This window comes from Streptomyces mutabilis (assembly GCF_014649815.1).
GTDB classification, from domain to species: domain Bacteria; phylum Actinomycetota; class Actinomycetes; order Streptomycetales; family Streptomycetaceae; genus Streptomyces; species Streptomyces mutabilis.
The window spans coordinates 299,970-318,808 of the sequence record NZ_BMTT01000004.1 but is presented as its reverse complement, the minus strand read 5'-3'; the positions used below and the strand labels follow the sequence as shown (position 1 = coordinate 318,808).

The window sequence follows — 18,839 nt, the reverse complement described above, 5'->3', positions numbered from 1 at the left end:
TCAATGTTCATCTTCTGCCTCGATTCTCCTCGGAGCCGCGCACGGCGGCGGTTTCCAGGAGGGGCTCATGGGGCACGGACACGGTCACACGCACGGCCATCACCACCACGCACACACGCACGATCACGACCACGAGGCGACGCGGGCCCTGCCCGCCGCGTTCGACACCACCGTCCCCGACGAGGCCCTGAGCCCCGAACAGCAGTCCCGCCGGGGCCTGCTGCGCCGCGCCGGTCTGCTCGGCGCCGGACTGGCCGCCGGCACCGTCCTCGCCCAGACGGCCACCGCAGCCCCCGCGCAGGCCGCGGGCAACGGTCGCCGCAAGAAGGGCTTCCTCTGGCTGGCCGGCGACCACCACATCCACACCCAGTACAGCAGCGACGGCAAGTACCGCGTCGTCGACCAGGTCCGCCAGGGCGCCCGGCACGGCATGGACTGGCTGGTCATCACCGACCACGGCAGCGTCACCCACGCCAAGATCGGCGTGGAGAAGGTCAACCCGGACATCCGCGAGGCCCGCGACGCCTACGAGGACACCCTCGTCTTCCAGGGCCTGGAGTGGAACATCCCGGCCGCCGAGCACGGCACGGTCTTCGTCCACCCCGGCAAGCACGAGGTCTCCGTCCTCAAGCAGTTCGAAACCGGCTACGACGGCGGCGTCAAGGGCGCCACCGCCTCCACGCCCGCCAACGAGGCCCTCGCCGTCGCCGGCCTCTCCTTCCTCGCCGACCAGGTCAAGCGGCGCAAGGTCAAGGACGCCCTCATGCTCGCCAACCACCCGGCGCGCAAGGGCATCGACTCCCCGCACGAGATCCGCGCCTGGCGCGACGCCACCGGCACCGGCGACCGGCAGATCGCGGTCGGCTTCGAGGGCGCCCCCGGCCACCAGGCGGCCGGCCTGCCGAAGCCGCTCGGCATGGGCCGCGCCCGCGGCATCTACGACGGCAGCCCCGGCGCCAACTCCTTCCCCGGCTACCCGCTGGAGAGCTACCGCACCTGGGGCGGCTTCGACTGGATGACCGCCACCGTCGGCGGCCTGTGGGACAGCCTCATCGCCGAGGGCCGCCCCTGGTGGATCACCGCCAACTCCGACTCCCACCAGGTGTACGCCGACACCGCCGCCCGCGGCGGCGGCGACTTCAACGCCAACGGCCGCTACGACGACCCGGTCTACGGCGGACAGATCGACGTCACCCAGGGCGACTACTGGCCGGGCCAGTACAGCCGCACCCACGTGGGCTCCGACGGCTTCAACTACGCCGCCGTCATGGACGGCATCCGCGCCGGCCGCATCTGGGTCGACCACGGGCAGCTCATCAGCGGCCTCGACGTCCGCGTCTCGGGCGGCGGCCGCTGGGCCACGCTCGGCGGCGCCCTGCACGTCCGCAAGGGCACCCGGGTCACCCTGTCCATGGACGTCGCCCTGGCCGGCGGCCCCAACTGGGCGGGCTTCACGCCCAAGCTCGCCCGAGTCGACGTCATCCAGGGCGACGTGACCGGCCCGGTCGCCGACAAGGACACCTTCACCGCGCCGACCGCCCGCGTGGTCAAGTCGTACGAGGTGAACAAGGACACCGGCACGGTCCGCCTCACCTACGACCTCGGCCACGTCGACCGCCCCGTCTACCTCCGCACCCGCGGCACCGACGGCAACCGCTCCGCCGTCGGCGCGATGGGCGCCAAGGTCGACCCGGCCGGCCCCGCCATCGACGTCGTCGGCGACGCCGACCCCTGGCGCGACCTGTGGTTCTACTCCAACCCGGTGTGGATCCTGCCCTCGTGACCCCGTCGTACGCCATCGGTGTCGACACCGACGCGACGACGCTGCGCGCGGCCGACCACCTGCTCCAGGCGCTCGCGGCCGAACTCGAACTCCCCGAGGGCGTCTTCGGCTGCACGCACCTGGTGCGGGACGGCCGCCCGCGCGTCGCGCTGTCCCTGGCCGCGGACGCGGCCGGGACGGAGCCGGTCCTGCGCGCCGCCCGCGACCGGCTCACCGAGCAGGGGTACGAGGTCAGTGACGGCGTCCCGGACGCCGTCGGCCGGGCCGTCCTCTACCCGGGCGCCGGCGCCCTCACCGGCACGCTGACCCTCGCCGAGTTGCTGGCGCGCTCCGCGATCGACCGCGTGACCGTACTGGGCACGCCGGGCGAGCCGGCCCCGGACACCCTGCTGGTGACCCGGGACCACGTGCGCCCGCAGTGGCAGGACGGCCGCCTCGTCCTGGCCGCCATGCCGGCAGCGGGCGGCACTCTCGTGCCGTTCGAGGACCCGGACCCGACACCGTGCTGCGCGGACCACTGACGGGCGGCAAGTGCGGTGCTTACGCGTACCGCTGACGGTCCGTTGCCGCGGTCCTTGCGCAGGCCGCTGACGGCCCGTGAGCGCGGTGCGTGCGCGGGCCACCGCAAGGTCCGTAGGTGCGATGCGCGAAGCACCGCAAGGTCCGCAAGTGAGATGCGCCGACCACTGACGGCTCCATAAGGTGCTCGCGGACCTGGCAGCGGGTGACGGGGAGGCGACCGGCATGGGACGGCGACGGCGGACGGCGGCGGCCCGGTGACCCACGAGGCACCGGACACCGGGAGGGCGGGCGACCGCATCCCCGACGACCGCCGCCCGCTGTGGCGGCAACGGGACTTCGGCGTCTTCTGGGCCGCGCAAACCCTCTCCGTCCTCGGCGACTCCTTCGCGCTGATCGCCCTGCCGCTGCTGGTGCTGGAGGCCACCGGGTCGATCGCGCGGATGGGGCTGCTGACGGCCGTCGGCGGTGCGGCCGCGGTCCTCGCGGCGGTGTTCGCCGGGGCCGTGGTCGACCGGGTGGACCGCCGCAGACTGCTCGTCGGCTGCGACCTCGTACGGATGGTCCTGTACGGGCTGGTTCCCCTGGTCTGGCTGCTCGGCCCGCAGGTCTGGCTCCTGTACGCAGTCCTGCCGCTGTGCGAGGCCGTCGGCATGTTCTTCGCCGTCGGCTACGTCACCGTCGTGCGCTCCCTGGTCGGCACCGAACAGCTCACCGAGGCCAACGGACGCCTCAACGCCACCGCCGCGGCGGCCGGTGTCCTCGGACCGCTGTGCGCCGGGGTGGTGGCCGCCTGGTCCGGCCCGGCCGCCGCCGTCGGTGTCGACGCGGCCAGCTTCGGCGTCTCGGCCGCCCTGGTCGCCCTCGTCCGCTTCCGGCCCCGCCCCGCCGACGACCAGGGCAAGGGCGAGAGCTCCGGACTGCGGCAGGACCTGCGCACCGGCGTCGCCTTCCTCCGCCGGCACCCGGTGCTGCGCGCGCTCACCCTCCTGCTGTGCTGCTTCAGCTTCCTCACCCTCGGCCTGAACGACCTGGTCATCTACCACCTCAAGCACGACCTCGGCCACGACGACGGCACGGTCGGCACCGTCATGGCGGTCGGCGCCCTCGGCACCATCACGGGCGCGCTGCTGGTGGCCCGGGTGCGCCGCCGGCTCGGCTTCGGCCCGACCTGGACCGGAGCCGTCGCCGTGTGCGGACTGGCGTTCGCGGGGATGGGCCGGGCCGATGACGTGACCACCGTCGCCCTGCTCAGCGCGGCCTTCCTGGCCTGCGTCGGCATGGCGGGCACGTGTTCGATGTCGCTGCGCCAGGAGGTGACCCCGGAGCACCTGCTCGGCAGGGTCACCTCCGCCTTCTGGACCCTCCAGTACTCGGTGGCACCCATCGGCGCGGCCGTCCTCACCTGGGCGGCCGAGGCACGCGGCACCACGCCGGTCGCCCTGGTGGCCGGCGCCTGCTGCGTCCTCATCGCCCTCGCCGCGCTGTTCACCCCCGTCCGACGGGCGGGGAAGTCCTGAGCCGCCGGGGACTCAGCCGCCCAGCACACCGCGGACGAACGCGTTGCTGAACTTCCCCGCCGGGTCCAGGGCGTTCACCAGCGCCCGGAATTCGTCCAGCCGCGGGTAGAGCGCGCGCAGCCGGTCCGCCGGCGTCGTGAACACCTTCCCCCAGTGCGGGCGGGCCGCGAAGGGGGCCAGCGCCTCCTCCAGCCGCCGCACCACCGGCAGGACCGCGGCCGTGTCCTCGACCCAGGTGAAGTGCGCGGCCACGGTGTCCCGCCCGTAGGAGGGGCTCAGCCACTGCCCGTCCGCGGCGACCGTGCGGATCTCACAGGTCTGCAGCACCGGCGCGACGACCTCCCGTATCGCGTCCATCGCGCGCAGGGCGTCCAGGGCGTGCCCGCGCGGCATCAGGTACTCCGACTGCAGCTCGGCGCCGCTGCTGGGCGTGAACTCGGCGCGGAAGTGAGGCAGCCGCTCGTGCCAGGGCCCCGGCACACCGAACTGCTCGGTGCAGTTGACCGCGGGCATGCCCGGCACCGGGTGCATCTTCTCGGCGGCCGGAGCGGCGTGCGGGAAGTCGGACAGCGGCTGGTCGGTGCGCCGCTTCAGCCACACCTGCCGGAAGCCGGGCGCCCGCCAGTCCGTGAACAGGCTCACGCTGTACGCCGCCGCCGTCACCGTCTCGAACGTCGCCTTATCCAGGCCGTCCAGCGGCAGTTCGGTGAAGACGTGCTGCTCCACCTCGTAGGCCGGCTCCAGGTCGAGGGTGAGCGCCGTCACGACTCCCAGTGCGCCGAGCGAGGTCACCACGCCGCCGAACCGCTCGTCGCCGCGCGCCACGGTCACCGACTCGCCGTCCGCCGTGACCAGCTCCACCTCGCGCACGGACGAGGAGAGCGGCCCGTTGCCGATCCCGGACCCGTGCGTGCCGGTCGCCACCGACCCGGCGACCGAGATGTGCGGCAGCGACGCCATGTTCGGCAGCGCGAGCGCGTGGCCGTGCACCACCCGGGCCAGCTCCGCGTACCGGACGCCGCCGCCCACCCGCACCGTGCGGGCGGCCGAGTCGACGTCCACCTCCGCGGGCAGGCCGGCCAGCGACAGCAGGACGCCCTCGGCGCCCGGCTCGGCGATCTCGTTGAAGGAGTGCCCGCTGCCCAGCACCCGCACCCGCGCGCTGTCCGCCACCAAGGCCCGCAGCGCGGTCAGGGAGTGCGGCCGGAGCAGTTCCTTGGCCGTGTAGGTGATGTTGCCGGCCCAATTGGTCACGGTGATGTCGGTCATACCGCGGAAACCTACCCGGCGCGTCTGGAGGGCCCCCGCGCGGGAAGCCGCACCGGCGGGGGCATACCGTGAGAAGTCGAACGCCGGAGCTGGGAGGAGACACGGGATGGACAGCCGTACCGCGCTGGTCGAGGATCTGATGGAGCGGTTCCCGCACGTACCGCGCGAGGCCGTCTTCAAGGAGGACCTCCTGCGGGGCGGTGTCGCCTTCGACCCCTCGGCGCTGAGCGACAACGAGGACGGCGAGGTCAAGCCGAAGTCCTACTTCATCTTCTCCTTCGACCACGGCACCCTGCCCGAGCTGGGCGAGGCCGCGCTGCGCCGCCCGCCCGAGGAGATCATCCTCACCGGCGGCCCCTACGACCTGCGCCGCACCGTCGTCTCCGTCCGCGTGAACCCGTCCTCGCCCTACCGCGTCGCCGCCGACGAGCACAACCAGCTCGGCCTGTACCTCGACGGCAAGCGGATCGCCGACGTCGGCGTGCCGCCCATGCCCGAGTACTACCGGCACAAGCTCTCCAACGGGAAGTCGGTCATGGAGGTGGCCCCGACCATCCAGTGGGGCTACCTGATCTACCTGACCGCGTTCCGCGTCTGCCAGTACTTCGGCGCCAAGGAGGAGTGCCAGTACTGCGACATCAACCACAACTGGCGCCAGCACAAGGCGGCCGGGCGGCCGTACACGGGCGTGAAGGACGTCGACGAGGTCCTCGAGGCGCTGGAGATCATCAACAAGTACGACACCGCCAAGATCTCCACCGCGTACACGCTCACCGGCGGCGCGATCACGTCGAAGGTCCAGGGTCTGGACGAGGCCGACTTCTACGGACGGTACGCCAAGGCCATCGAGGAGCACTTCCCCGGCCGGTGGATCGGCAAGGTCGTCGCCCAGGCCCTGCCCAAGCCGGACGTCCAGCGCTTCAAGGACTACGGCGTGCAGATCTACCACCCCAACTTCGAGGTGTGGGACGAGTACCTGTTCAAGATGTACTGCCCCGGCAAGGAGCGGTACGTCGGCCGTGACGAGTGGCACAAGCGCATCCTGGACTCCACCGACGTCTTCGGCGCGCGCAACGTGATCCCCAACTTCGTCGCGGGCGTGGAGATGGCCGAGCCCTTCGGCTTCAAGACGGTCGACGAGGCCATCGACTCCACCACCGAGGGCCTGCGCTTCTTCATGTCGCACGGCATCACGCCCCGCTTCACCACCTGGTGCCCCGAGCCCACCACCCCGCTCGGCAAGGCCAACCCGCAGGGCGCCCCGCTGGAGTACCACATCCGCCTCCTCCAGGCCTACCGCCAGACCATGGAGGACTTCGGCCTCTCCTCGCCCCCCGGCTACGGCCCGCCCGGCGCCGGCAACGCCGTCTTCTCCGTCAGCTCCTTCATGGACAGCCTGCCGGAGGACGCGCCGGTCGAGGTGTGAGGCGGGCGCCGGAAAAGGCGTTGACGGGGCGTGGTGCCGCCCGGCTACAGTGGCGGCACGTCGCGCGGTGATCGCCGCGCAGGCGTACGCAGGGACGACGCAGGATCAGGAACGAGCGAGTGAGGAGGTGTCGACCGATGGCTGTCATCGCGACGGGCGCTGCCCGCATCCGGGAATCCATCACGTCCACCTCCGCGGCCGCTGGCCTTCCTCAGCGCTTCTGAGACCTCTTGCCGGGGCCGCCCCCTGAAGGGGCCACCCCTTGACATCCATCTCCCTTTTCACCGCCCACTCCGCCCTGACCCCCTACGGCTGGGACGAGGACTGGGCCGACGCGTTCGCGCCCCACGCCGCCGACGGGCTGCTGCCCGGCCGCGTCGTGCGGGTCGACCGCGGGCAGTGCGACGTCGCCACCAGCGACGGCGTCCTGCGCGCCGACACGGCGTTCGTCACCCCTCACGACCCCCTGCGCGTCGTCTGCACCGGCGACTGGGCAGCCGTCGAACCGGACGGCAACCCGCGCTACGTGCGGACGTACCTGCCGCGCCGTACCGCCTTCGTGCGCTCCACCTCCTCCAAGCGGTCCGAGGGGCAGATCCTCGCGGCCAACGTGGACCACGCGATCGTCGCGGTGTCGCTCGCGGTCGAGCTCGACCTCGCCCGCGTCGAACGGTTCCTCGCGCTCGCCTGGGAATCCGGGGCGCAGCCCGTGGTCGTCCTCACCAAGGCCGACCTCGTGCCCGATCCGGTGACGCTCGCCCACCTCGTGCAGGACGTGGAGACGTCCGCCCCCGGTGTGCCGGTGCTGTCCGTCAGCGCCGCGCTGGGGGAGGGCCTGGACGTCCTCTCCGCCGTCGTCGCCGGCGGTACGGCGGTGCTGCTCGGCCAGTCCGGCGCGGGCAAGTCCACCCTCGCCAACGCCCTGCTCGGCGAGGACGTCATGGACGTACAGTCCACCCGGGACGTCGACGGCAAGGGCCGGCACACCACCACCACCCGCAACCTCCTCGTCATGCCCGGCGGGGGAGTGCTGATCGACACCCCCGGCCTGCGGGGCGCCGGGCTCTGGGACGCGGGGAGCGGGGTCGGGCAGGTCTTCGCCGAGATCGAGGAACTGGCCGGCGACTGCCGGTTCCACGACTGCGCCCACGAGAGCGAGCCGGGCTGCGCCGTCCTCGCCGCCATCGACAGCGGCGAACTGCCCGAACGGCGGCTGGAGAGCTACCGCAAGCTCATGCGGGAGAACCAGCGCATCGTCGCCAAGACCGACGCCCGGCTGCGCGCCGAGATCCGCAAGGAGTGGAAGCGCAGGGGAGCGATCGGCAAGGCGGCGATGGAGGCCAAGCGGGGGCGGCTGGGGTAGCGGGGCCCTGGGGAGTCCGGTGGGCGTGCCGAGGCCTTGACCCGGCACGCCCACCGGCGGCCCCGAGCATGCCGGTGGTTCCGGCGGCGGTGCTGTCGTCGGTCACCGGCTCCGCCGCCTCGCCGGCTCCGGGGGGCGGCCGGGGAGCGCCCGTGCGGGCCGGCGACCGGCGTCACGTCTTCCGACGCGATGTCCGATTTCCGCCAGCCCGGACCTCCGTACTGACGGAGACTGGACGGCGTGATGACGGACGACGTGGCGCACGAGAAGGCGCAGGACAGCAGGTACGAGGCCGTACGCAGCCGGGACGCCCGGTTCGACGGGGCGTTCTTCTTCGCCGTCGAGACGACCGGCATCTACTGCCGGCCCAGCTGCCCCGCGGTCACGCCGAAGCGGAGCAACGTGCGGTTCTTCGCGACGGCCGCCGCCGCGCAGGGCTCGGGATTCCGGGCCTGCCGGCGGTGCCGCCCGGACGCCGTGCCGGGCTCGGCGGACTGGAACGTCCGCGCCGACGTCGTGGGTCGCGCCATGCGGCTGATCGGCGACGGCGTCGTCGACCGGGAGGGCGTCGCCGGACTCGCCGGCCGGCTCGGCTACAGCGCCCGCCAGGTGCAGCGGCAGCTCACCGCCGAACTCGGCGCCGGGCCCGTGGCGCTTGCCCGCGCCCAGCGGGCGCACACCGCGCGCGTCCTGCTGCAGACCACCGGCCTGCCGGTCACCGAAATCGCGTTCGCGGCGGGGTTCGCCAGCGTCCGGCAGTTCAACGACACGATCCGGGCCGTGTACGCGGCCACCCCGAGCGAGCTGCGCGCCGCCGCGCCCGCCCGGTCACGCGCCGGGGCCGGTGCCCCGTCCGCCGGCCTCCCGCTGCGGCTCGCCCACCGGGGGCCCTACCACGCCGGGCCGGTCTTCGACCTGCTCCAGCAGGAGGCCGTCGCCGGGGTGGAGGAGGTGAGCGGTGCGAAGGGCCGCCGCGTGTACCGTCGCACGCTGCGGCTGCCGTACGGCACCGGGATCGTCGCCGTCGACGAGCGTCCGGGCCGGCCGCCAACCGGCAGCGGTGGCTGGCTCGACGCCCGCCTCCACCTGACCGACCTGCGTGACCTGACCACCGCGGTACAACGGCTGCGCCGGCTGTTCGACCTCGACGCCGACCCGTACGCGGTCGACGAACGGCTCGGCGCCGAGCCCCGTCTCGCCCCGCTGGTCGCCGCCCGCCCCGGGCTGCGCTCGCCGGGCACCGCCGATCCCGACGAGTTCGCCGTACGCGCCCTGGTGGGGCGGGCGGAGGCCGAGCGGCTGGTGGCGCGGTACGGCAAGACGCTGGACGCGCCGTGCGGCACCCTCAGCCACCTCTTCCCCGAACCGGGCGTCCTCGCCGAGGCCGAGCCGCACGGCACCCTGGGCGCCCTCACCACCGCCCTCGCCGACGGCGCCGTGCGCCTCGACCCCGGCGTTGACCGGGACGACGCCGAGCGGGCGCTGCTCGCCGTCCCCGGCGTGGACGCCGCCACGGCGGCCGCCGTCCGCGCCCGCGCCCTCGGCGACCCGGACGTCGCCCCGCCCGGTGCGGACCCGCCCGACACCTGGCGCCCTTGGCGCTCGTACGCCCTGAACCACCTGCGTGCAGCAGGAGAGTGGGGGAACGACCGATGACGACCACGACCGAGACCACGACCGAGACCACGACCGAGACCACGACCGTGATCAGGACTACGGCCGCGACCGGGACCAAGACGACGGCCGCGACGGCCGACCCGACCACGGCGTACTGGACCGAGGTGGACAGCCCCGTGGGTCCGCTCCTCCTCACCGCCGGCCCGGACGGGGCGCTCACCTCCCTGTCCGTGCCCGGGCAGAAGGGCGGCCGGAGCGTCCAGGAGGCGTGGCGGCACGACGCCGGGCCCTTCCGGGCCGCCGAGGAGCAGCTCGCCGCCTACTTCGCCGGAGAGCTGACGGAGTTCAGGCTGCCGCTGCGCGCCGAGGGCACCGCCTTCCGGGAGCGGGTGTGGGCCGCCCTGGACGACGTGCCCTACGGGTCGACCACGACGTACGGCGAGATCGCCGCGCGCATCGGGGCCTCCCGGCCGGCGGTACGCGCCGTCGGCGGCGCGATCGGCGCCAACCCGCTGCTGATCCTGCGCCCCTGCCACCGGGTGATCGGCGCGGACGGCTCCCTGACCGGGTACGCGGGCGGCCTGGAGCGCAAGACGCGGCTGCTGGCCCTGGAGGGCGCCCGGCCGACGCCCCGCTAGCCGGCCAGTACCGCCCCCAGCCACGCCCCGGTGATCAGCAGGCACGCGAAGAACTCCGTCAGCACGCCGGCACCGCCCGAGCGCATCGCGGTCCGCAGCGCCGCCATCGCCTCGCCGTGCCGGCCCAGCCGCAGCCGCTCGGCGAGGTAGATGCCACCCATGAAACCGGGTATCGCGCCGATCACCGGTATCAGGAGGAAGCCGGGGACCGCGCCCGCGCCCCCGTACTGCATCAGCCTGCGGGTGGCGTCGTCCGCCCGCGTCCGCCGCCAGGAGGACGGCAACGCCCAGCGCACCGCAAGGGACAGGAGCAGGACGACGGTGGCGCCGACGAGCACGGCCCACGCCAGCGGCCGCGGGTCCTTCAACGCCCACCACAGGACCCCGGCCCACACCAGCCAAGACCCGGGCATGCCGGGGAACAGCACCCCGCACAGTCCGAGCAGGATCACCAGTCCGGACAGCAGGAGGTCCCACGCGCCCATCTGTCCAGCGTGCCGGAACCGGGCGCGGTCCGCAGATGCGCGGGCGGGGCGGACCGCGACGGTCAGCGCTTTCTGGCCACCCACTCCCGTTCGTACGCGTGCCAGCCCAACTGGAGGCGGGTGGTGACGCCGGTCAGCTCCATCAACCGCTTCACCCGGCGCTGCACGGTCCGCAGCCCCAGGTCGAGCTGCTTGGCGACGCTCGCGTCGGTCAGGCCGGCCAGCAGCAGCGAGAGGATCTCCAGGTCGGTCCCGTCGGGACCGTCCGGGCCGTGCTCGGTCACGCCCGAGGCGCCGAGCCGGAGCGGCAGCGCCCCCCGCCACACCGCCTCGAACAGCCCGGACAGCAGCTCCAGCAGGCCGCTGGCGTGCACGACCAGCGCGGCGGGCTCCGAGGAGTGCGCGGTGAGCGGCACCAGGGCGAGGGACCGGTCGGCGACGACCAGCTTGGTCGGCACCCGGTCCACCACCCGCACCTGCTCGTCCCGGCCGAGGGCGGCGGTCAGCTCGGTGATGCCGGTCGGCAGGTCCAGCACCGACCGCTCCACGACCACGCGGTAGCGGACGCCGCGCCCGGTGGCCTGCTCCTCGGCGTCGTTCTCCATGCCGGTGACGGCGACCGGGTTGCCGGTGACCAGCGCGCACACCTCCTCGCTCGCCCCGAGCTGGAGCTGGACGAAGCGCTGGGCGACCGCCCCGGCGCCGGTCACCACCTCCACCAGGTCGTGCACCGCGGGCTCGGCCGCCGCCGCGCGGTACTCCTCCGCCAGCAGGGCCGCCGCCAGCTCCGCCCGTTCCAGCTCGTGGCGCTGCTGGGTGAGCAGCGCGCCCAGCGCCACTCCCGGCGGCGCGGCCACCCAGCGGCCGGGCCGGGCGGAGGACTGGGCCGCGAGGCCGTTCTGTTCCAGCCGGCGCAGCGCCCGCTCCGTGTCCTGCTCGCCGAGCGCCAGCCGGCGGGCCAGATCGGGCACGTCGGCGGCGCCCACGGCCACCAGCGCCCGGTACGCCGACTCGTGCGTCTCCGTCAGCCCCAGCACTCCCAGCATCAGCCGTCGCCCCTCCCCGAGCACGAACCTCACCACCTGCGGTGCCGCCCCGTGGCGGAAAACGGCCACGGCACAAACCCGCCTCGGGACATCATCGCCGTACCGCCGGTCACTCTGCCAAGGTGGCGTCGCCGAGCGGTCCTCCCGTGGGGGGTGGGGCCGCTCGGCCACCCCACCTCGCAACACCGTTCGAGCCGTCCCCCGACACGCCGTCCGGCGCGCGCAGGTGGGCGCGGATTTTCCGGATGCCCCGTTTTCATCCGGCTCCGTCGGTGGACAATCAGGAGCATGAGTCAGCAGGGGGGAAGTCCCGCCGGTCATGACGACGACTGGTGGGCGCAGCTGTACGACGACTCCGCCGACGACACCGGCCCCACGACGGCGCCCGATTCCCTGGACGACCGCTTCGCCTCGGCGGCGGGGACGGTGGCCCGCGGCCCGGACCACGACCTGCGGGGCGGACAGACATCCCCGCCGCCGGACCGTCCGCTGCCCGCCGACGGCCAGGCACGCCCGGCCCCGCCCTGGTGGGTGACGTCAGCGTCCGCCGGAGCCCGCGCTCCCCGCACCGGGCCCCCACCGCCCACCGACACCGCGCCGCGCCGACCCGGCTCGCCTCCGCCACGGGCCCCGTGGGAGCCCCCGCCCGCCATACCCACCGGACCGGCGAACTTCCCACCCACTCCCACCGGGCGAGAAGCAGGACAGCCCGCCTCCACCGGGCCGGGAGCGGGACAGCCCGCCCCCGCCCGGCCCGCGGCCGAGCCACCCGGCGCCGAGGACCCATCGGGCGAGCGGCCCAGCCCCGCGCGGCCCATGGCCGGGTCGGCGGGGCCCGCGCCGCATCGGGCAGCGGCGGCCGGTTCTCCGCCTCGCCCGGCGGGTGAGCGGTCAGGCAGCCCTGCGCGGACCGCGGAAGAGCCCACCGGTCCCGCACGGCCCCCGGCGAAGCCGTCCGCTGCCCCGCGCCCTCCGGTCGACGCGCCGTCGGGTGCTCCGCAGTTCCCGATCCACCCGCCGTCCGGTGCTCCGCAGTCTCCGGCCGGGCCGCCGTCCCGTGCCCCTCAGCCGCCGGTCGACGCGCCGTCCGGTTCCGCGCTGTCTCCGGTCGACGCGGCGCCCGACCCGCCGCGATCCCCGACCGACGCGCAGTCCGGCCCCGCGCAGCCCCCCGCGCGCCCGCCGTCCGACCTCGCGCAGCCCCCCGCGCAGCCGCCCGCCTCCGCGCAGCCCCTGGCCGACCCGCCGTCCGACGGCATCGTGCCGTCCGCCGCGCCGGTGGTACCGCCCAAGGGGGGCGGGCGTCGGGTGTGGCTCCGTGGGCGTACGACCGCGGGGACCGGGAACACCGATCTCTCGGAGCCGTCCGCCGGTGGCTCCGTGCCGGTCCCCGGCGGGTTCCGGCCACCGCCGCCGGCCGGGGCCGCCCTCGGTCTGCCGCCGCTGCCCCCGCCGTTCCTCCCGTCCGACCCGTCCGACCCGCCCGATCCCGCCCCGGGCACCGTGGTCTCCGACCGCCACTACGTCGGCTCCGGGCCGCCCACCTACGACGCCGAACCCACCGCGCTGCCGCCCGCCGACCCGGACGGGCTGGACGGACTGGTGGCGGACACCGTGCTGGACGGTGCCCGGTACGGGAGCTGCACCCTGCGTGCCGTCTCCGTACGGGGGGACTCCGCGCGCTACCGGGGCGACCCGCGCCGGGACGCGCTGCTCGTCGCCCGCTTCGGCGCGGGGGAGCAGGCGCTGGTGCTGGTGGCGATGGCGACCGGGGCCCGCGCGACCGCCGGCGCGCACCTGGCGGCGGTCGAGGTGTGCCGGTGGATCGGGCGGGCCGTGGGCCGCAGCCATGCCCGGCTCGGGGAGGACCTGCGGGCCGCCCGGCGCGGCGACCTGAAGTCCGGGCTGCACCGCCTCACCGACCGCAGTCTGGGCCGGCTCCGCGCCGGCGCCGCCGACCAAGGACTGAGCCCCGACGAGTACGCGGCCACCCTGCGCTGCCTGTTGCTGCCCGCCGACCCCGAGTGCCGCACGCGGGTGTACTTCGGCGTCGGCGCGGGCGGACTGCTCCGGCTGCGGGACGGGACCTGGCAGAACATGGAGCCGAGTGCCGGCGAAGTCACCGGCGAGCCCGTGGTCGGGTTCGGGCCGCCGCCCGCCCAGACGCCCGAAGGCGACCGGCTCACCGTGGACCTCGGCGTCACCACCCCGCCCGGCCCGTACTACGACCCGCCCGCCGAGCCGCCCCGCGAACCCTTCCGCTTCCGCGCCTCCGTAGCCCGCTCGGGTGATGTGCTGCTGATGTGTACCGCGGGATTCGCCGAGCCGCTGCTCAACGAGCCCGAGCTGGGCGAACTCCTCGCCCGGCGGTGGTCCGGCCGCCCTGCGCCCGGCCTCGCGGAGTTCCTCGCCGACAGCCGCGTCCGGGTCAAGGGTTACGCCGACGACCGTACGGCCGCCGCCGTTTGGGAGGCGTGACGCCGCTCGGTGTGCCATAGCTGGAGCCATGGCCAAACAGAACGTCGCGGAACAGTTCGTCGACATCCTCACCCGTGCCGGAGTCAAGCGCCTCTACGGAGTCGTCGGCGACAGCCTCAACCCGGTGGTGGACGCCGTGCGCCGCCATTCCGGCATTGAGTGGGTGCACGTGCGGCACGAGGAGACGGCCGCCTTCGCCGCCGGGGCGGAGGCCCAGATCACCGGGAAGCTCACCGCGTGCGCCGGCTCCTGCGGTCCCGGCAACCTCCACCTCATCAACGGCCTCTACGACGCCCACCGCTCCGCGGCCCCCGTCCTCGCCCTCGCCTCCCAGATCCCGTCCAGCGAGATCGGCCTCGGCTTCTTCCAGGAGACCCACCCCGACCAGCTCTTCCGCGAGTGCAGCCACTACAGCGAGCTGATCTCCAGCCCCAAGCAGATGCCACGGCTGCTCCAGACCGCCATCCAGCACGCCGTCGGCCAGGGCGGCGTCAGCGTCGTCTCCCTGCCCGGTGACATCGCCGACGAGCCCGCGCCGGAGAAGGCCGCCGAGACGGCCCTCGTCACCTCCCGGCCGACCGTCCGGCCCGGCGACGAGGAGATCGACCGGCTGGTGCGGCTGATCGACGACGCCGACAAGGTCACCCTGTTCTGCGGCGCCGGCACGGCGGGCGCGCACGCCGAGGTGATGGAGTTCGCCGGGAAGATCAAGTCCCCGGTCGGGCACGCCCTGCGGGGCAAGGAGTGGATCCAGTACGACAACCCGTACGACGTGGGGATGAGCGGCCTGCTCGGCTACGGCGCGGCCTACGAGGCCACCCACGAGTGCGACCTGCTGATCCTGCTCGGCACGGACTTCCCGTACAACGCCTTCCTGCCCGACGACGTGAAGATCGCCCAGATCGACGTCCGGCCCGAGCACCTGGGCCGGCGCTCCAAGCTGGACCTCGCGGTGTGGGGCGACGCGAAGGAGACCCTGCGGTGCCTGATCCCGCGGGTGCAGGAGAAGAAGAGCCGCCGCTTCCTCGACCGGATGCTGAAGAAGCACGCCGACGCGCTGGAGGGCGTGGTCAAGGCCTACACCCGCAAGGTCGACAAGCACGTCCCGATCCACCCCGAGTACGTCGCCGCCGTACTGGACGAGATGGCCGACGACGACGCCGTGTTCACCGTCGACACCGGCATGTGCAACGTCTGGGCCGCCCGCTACATCTCGCCCAACGGCCGGCGCCGCATCATCGGCTCCTTCTCGCACGGCTCGATGGCGAACGCGCTGCCGATGGCGATCGGCGCCCAGTTCACGGACCGGCGCCGGCAGGTCGTGTCGATGTCCGGCGACGGCGGCTTCACCATGCTGATGGGCGATTTCCTCACCCTCGTCCAGCACGACCTGCCGGTGAAGGTCGTGCTCTTCAACAACTCCTCGCTCGGCATGGTCGAGCTGGAGATGCTGGTCGCGGGGCTCCCCTCGCACGGCGTGTCCAACGCCAACCCCGACTTCGCCGCCGTCGCCGAGGCCTGCGGCGCCTTCGGGGTGCGGGTGGAGAAGCCCAAGGACCTGGCCGGGGCGCTCAAGGCCGCGTTCAAGCACAAGGGGCCGGCCCTGGTCGACGTCGTCACCGACCCCAACGCGCTGTCCATCCCGCCGAAGATCAGCGCCGACATGGTCACCGGCTTCGCCCTGTCCGCATCCAAGATCGTGCTGGACGGCGGTGTCGGGCGGATGCTCCAGATGGCCCGCTCGAACCTGCGGAACGTGCCGCGGCCGTGACCGAACGGGCGCCCGCTGTGTGAAGCGGCACGAATTCACAGGACTGTCCGGGGCCCGAACGGGCAAGGCTTCCCGCGTAAAGGTGTTCGAACAGGGAGGGAAACGACATCACCACGCGGACGGGGGACATGGAGAGGAAGGCGGTGCCACAGCTCAGGCGACGACTCGGGCGGGCGGACCTGCGGGCGGTGCCCGAAGCCCGGCGGGCGCTGCGTGAGCTGCTGCGCCACTGGGGCGGTCCCGGGCGCTCGGACATCGCGGAGCTGCTCACCAGCGAGCTCGTCACCAACGCGCTCGTCCACACCGACGAGGGCGCGGTCCTGACCGCCACGGTCGGCCCGCGCGCGCTGCGCGTCGAGGTGCGGGACCACGCCGACGGGTTGCCCCGGCCGCGCACCCCGCGGCCGGAGGAGAGCACGGGCGGCAGGGGGCTGCTCCTCGTGCAGTCCCTCGCCGACGACTGGGGAGTGCGGCCCCGCGAGGTGGGCAAGTCGGTCTGGTTCGAACTGGACGCCGAGGCGGCGTGACGGGGCGCCGGGATCCCGGCGCCCCGCGGCCTCAGCGGACGGAGCGGCTAGCCGAACTGCTGCTCCAGGTCCTTGAGCTTGCGCTCCAGGGAGTCCAGACGCGGCAGGGCCTGGGTGTCGTCCTCCGCGGTGAGGTCGACGGTGACCGGGTCAGCTCCGTTCCGAACGGGCTGCAAGGGGGGCCGCCGGCGTACGGGCAAGGGCTCCGGGGTCGATATGGCAGGCTCCGCAGTGGCCCGTTCGGTGCCGCGCTCCACCTGCTGCACCTCGACCTCGACCTGCCGGCCGCCGCGCCCGGGGAAGCCCCGGTGGCCGTGGCCCCGGCTGATCGCCTTGAGTTGGGCCCGCTCCAGACGTTCCTGCTCGCGCCGGCGCTGCTTCGCCTCCTCCTTGCGGCGCCGGTCGTCGCGCACCTCCTCGACCGCCTCGTCGAGGCTGCGCACGCCCTCAAGGAGCATCAGCGACCAGGCACGGTAGGTCTCCCGGGGGGCCCGCACCCAGCGGACCATGCGGATCTGCGGCAGCGGACGGGGCACCAGGCCCTGCTCGCGCAGCGCCGCCCGGCGGGTCTGCTTCAGGGCGCGGTCGAACAGGACCGCCGCCGACAAAGACATGCCCGCGAAGAAGTGGGGGGCGCCCGCGTGACCGATGCCGCGGGGCGCGTGCACCCAGTTGAACCACGCCGCCGCGAACGCGAAGGTCCACACGAGTATGCGGGAGCCGAGCGCCGCGTCACCGTGGCTGGCCTCGCGCACCGCGAGGACGGAGCAGAACATCGCCGCACCGTCGAGCCCGAACGGGACCAGGTACTGCCAGCCGCCGCTCAGCCCGAGGTTCTGCTCGCCGAAGCCGACCAGACCGTGGAAGGAGAGCGCCGCGGCGACCGCGGCGCAGCAGAAGAGCAGGACGTACGAGACGCTGCCGTAGAGGGCTTCCTTGCGTCGGCGCCGCTCCTCCATGCGCTCCCACGAGTCGTCCGAGCCCGCGTCCTTCCCCGAGGAACGCTTGCCTCGCGCGAGCACCGCCACCGCCGCCAGCATGCCCAGGAGCAGCACGGCGCCCGGAAGCAGCCAGTTCAGCGATATGTCGGTCAATCTCATCTGGGGTCCCTCGCATTGGGATAGGGCGTAACGCCCGCCATGGTGGCCCAAACCCAGCGGCCCTCAGGGGGTTTCGGGGCAAGAGGCCGCCAAGGGGGTGTGAGGGAGTGCCCAGGGCGGCGTTCTGCTCGAACTGCCGCATGAGGGGCGGGAGTTGAGTTCGACTAAGAATACCCGCACGGGTGGTTCCGGGGAAAATTCCCGTGCCGCACGGGGAAGTTCCGGAACAGCGTAGGCCTTCTCGTCCGGGGGCGGCTCAGCCCGCCGCGGCGAGCAGCTTGTCGACGCGGTCCGCGTCGCAGGTGCGCGGGCAGGTGGCGCAGGTGTCCTCGGGGCGCACAGTGTAGAACATGCAGCAGCTGGCGCGGTCCCGGGTGTGCAGCGGTTCGCCGTCCGGTCCGGTCAGCTCGCGGAACGCCGCGTCGCCGACGTACGGCTCGGTCGCGCCCGGCAGCAGCAGCTCCAGCTCGTGCCGGGCCCGCTCCTGCTCGCCGAGCAGATGGGCGACGTACCACAGGCCCTCGACGACCTCGTCGGTCGCCATGCCCCACAGGGCCCGTCCGCGCCGCCGCATCCGAGGGCCGAATCCGGCCAGTACCGGCTCCAGGTGCTCGGCGACCGCGGCCCGCACCTGCACCCGCAGTGCCTCCTCGTCGGCGGCCACGCGAGCCCCGGGCAGGGCGGCGGCCGGGTCGCCGGGCAGGCAGGCGAAGCCGGCGGGGCGCACGGCCATCCGGCCGAGGGGGAGGCCGGCGGCGGAACGGTCGTAGGCGACGTGGGTGGCGGGGTAGCGGGGCACCCGGCGGTGCAGGAACCACGGCACGGTGATCAGCAGGCAGGCCGGCCACGCGTACCGGTGCAGGCCGAAGCTCGCCACGACGTCCGGGCGGGCCCGCTGCCCGTAGTCGCGCAGCACCTGGGCGTCGTCCCAGGCGAGGAACGCCTCCAGCTCCGCCCCGCCCGCGGCGAGCGAGCCGGCCGTGACCCAGCCGCCCCCGGCCGGGACCTCGCCGGCCGGATCCAGCTCGGTGACGCCCAGCCCCGGAAGGACCTCGGCCAGGCGCGCGTAGGCGTCCGTGAGGGCCGTGCGGGTGACAGGCATGCGGGACCACCGATCCACGTCGGAACGAACGGGCTGCTTGAGGTAAGCCTTACCTTACCGAAGATCCTCGGGATTTGAACTGACGGCCCGTGCCTTTAGGGTGCTGACGGACAAGTGACAACCCGCCGTAATGACCTCAAGTACCGACACGTCCGCAGGAGGACCCGTGAAGCCGAGCGCGCAGGGTCCCGGAGG

The 18,839-nt window shown here is 73.9% G+C and carries 15 protein-coding genes; 10 read left to right on the top strand and 5 right to left on the bottom strand.

From position 1 onward, the window contains the following. Positions 1-67: 67 nt before the first annotated feature. The 3 genes from IE142_RS12220 to IE142_RS12210 all read left to right on the top strand — a co-directional run bounded on the left by IE142_RS12220 (position 68) and on the right by IE142_RS12210 (position 3,822). Positions 68-1,783, top strand: coding sequence for a PHP domain-containing protein (locus IE142_RS12220; protein ID WP_191885746.1), 1,716 nt, complete (start codon positions 68-70; stop codon positions 1,781-1,783). Beyond that, entirely contained in the window at positions 1,780-2,304 is a 525-nt protein-coding gene (locus IE142_RS12215) for a hypothetical protein (RefSeq protein ID WP_191885745.1), read from the top strand. The genes IE142_RS12220 and IE142_RS12215 overlap by 4 nt, the downstream gene beginning before the upstream one ends. A 255-nt stretch (positions 2,305-2,559) precedes the next feature. Beyond that, on the top strand, positions 2,560-3,822 hold the full coding sequence (locus tag IE142_RS12210; RefSeq protein ID WP_191885744.1) for an MFS transporter: 1,263 nt from the start codon (positions 2,560-2,562) through the stop codon (positions 3,820-3,822). Positions 3,823-3,834: 12 nt separating this feature from the next. Here the strand turns inward: IE142_RS12210 and IE142_RS12205 are convergent, their stop codons facing one another. After that, the gene (locus IE142_RS12205) at positions 3,835-5,091 is read right to left on the bottom strand and encodes an FAD-binding protein (protein WP_191885743.1); all 1,257 of its coding nucleotides are present in this window, start codon (positions 5,089-5,091) and stop codon (positions 3,835-3,837) included. Between the two features lie 106 nt (positions 5,092-5,197). On the opposite strand from IE142_RS12205, the gene IE142_RS12200 reads away from it, so the two are divergent. The 4 genes from IE142_RS12200 (at position 5,198) to IE142_RS12185 (ending at position 10,135) form a co-directional block, all read left to right on the top strand. After that, entirely contained in the window at positions 5,198-6,517 is a 1,320-nt protein-coding gene (locus IE142_RS12200; protein ID WP_043378373.1) for a radical SAM protein, read from the top strand. Between the two features lie 262 nt (positions 6,518-6,779). Next, positions 6,780-7,880: a ribosome small subunit-dependent GTPase A gene (gene rsgA, locus IE142_RS12195; RefSeq protein ID WP_191885742.1), complete on the top strand. Its 1,101-nt coding sequence runs from the start codon at positions 6,780-6,782 to the stop codon at positions 7,878-7,880. A 243-nt stretch (positions 7,881-8,123) separates the two neighbouring features. Next, positions 8,124-9,536, top strand: a complete 1,413-nt coding sequence (locus IE142_RS12190; RefSeq protein ID WP_191885874.1) for a bifunctional transcriptional activator/DNA repair enzyme AdaA — start codon at positions 8,124-8,126, stop codon at positions 9,534-9,536. After that, positions 9,533-10,135: a methylated-DNA--[protein]-cysteine S-methyltransferase gene (locus IE142_RS12185; RefSeq protein WP_229830390.1), complete on the top strand. Its 603-nt coding sequence runs from the start codon at positions 9,533-9,535 to the stop codon at positions 10,133-10,135. Before IE142_RS12190 ends, IE142_RS12185 begins: the two co-directional genes overlap by 4 nt. Here IE142_RS12185 and IE142_RS12180 read toward each other — a convergent pair. Together IE142_RS12180 and IE142_RS12175 are read right to left on the bottom strand one after the other, a co-directional pair. Continuing rightward, positions 10,132-10,620 (bottom strand): DUF456 domain-containing protein, encoded by a 489-nt coding sequence (locus IE142_RS12180; protein WP_191885741.1) that lies wholly within the window; start codon positions 10,618-10,620, stop codon positions 10,132-10,134. The two genes, IE142_RS12185 and IE142_RS12180, sit on opposite strands and share 4 nt — an antisense overlap. 62 nt (positions 10,621-10,682) lie before the next feature. Further along, complete coding sequence (locus IE142_RS12175) at positions 10,683-11,666, bottom strand: helix-turn-helix transcriptional regulator (protein WP_191885873.1); 984 nt, start codon at positions 11,664-11,666, stop codon at positions 10,683-10,685. A 288-nt stretch (positions 11,667-11,954) separates the two neighbouring features. Between IE142_RS12175 and IE142_RS36525 the strand changes: the two genes are divergently transcribed. From IE142_RS36525 to IE142_RS12160, 3 genes are all read left to right on the top strand, one after another. Then, entirely contained in the window at positions 11,955-14,144 is a 2,190-nt protein-coding gene (locus IE142_RS36525) for a protein phosphatase 2C domain-containing protein (protein WP_229830389.1), read from the top strand. Positions 14,145-14,172: 28 nt separating this feature from the next. Next, positions 14,173-15,915 (top strand): pyruvate dehydrogenase, encoded by a 1,743-nt coding sequence (locus IE142_RS12165; protein WP_191885740.1) that lies wholly within the window; start codon positions 14,173-14,175, stop codon positions 15,913-15,915. Positions 15,916-16,058: 143 nt separating this feature from the next. Continuing rightward, positions 16,059-16,442, top strand: coding sequence for an ATP-binding protein (locus IE142_RS12160; protein ID WP_191885739.1), 384 nt, complete (start codon positions 16,059-16,061; stop codon positions 16,440-16,442). Positions 16,443-16,489: 47 nt separating this feature from the next. Here IE142_RS12160 and IE142_RS12155 read toward each other — a convergent pair whose 3' ends face one another. Beyond that, a complete protein-coding gene (locus tag IE142_RS12155; protein WP_191885738.1) occupies positions 16,490-17,542 on the bottom strand; it encodes a DUF2637 domain-containing protein in 1,053 nt (350 codons plus the stop codon). A gap of 256 nt (positions 17,543-17,798) precedes the next feature. After that, entirely contained in the window at positions 17,799-18,644 is an 846-nt protein-coding gene (locus tag IE142_RS12150) for a (2Fe-2S)-binding protein (protein ID WP_191885737.1), read from the bottom strand. Between the last annotated feature and the right edge of the window lie 195 nt (positions 18,645-18,839).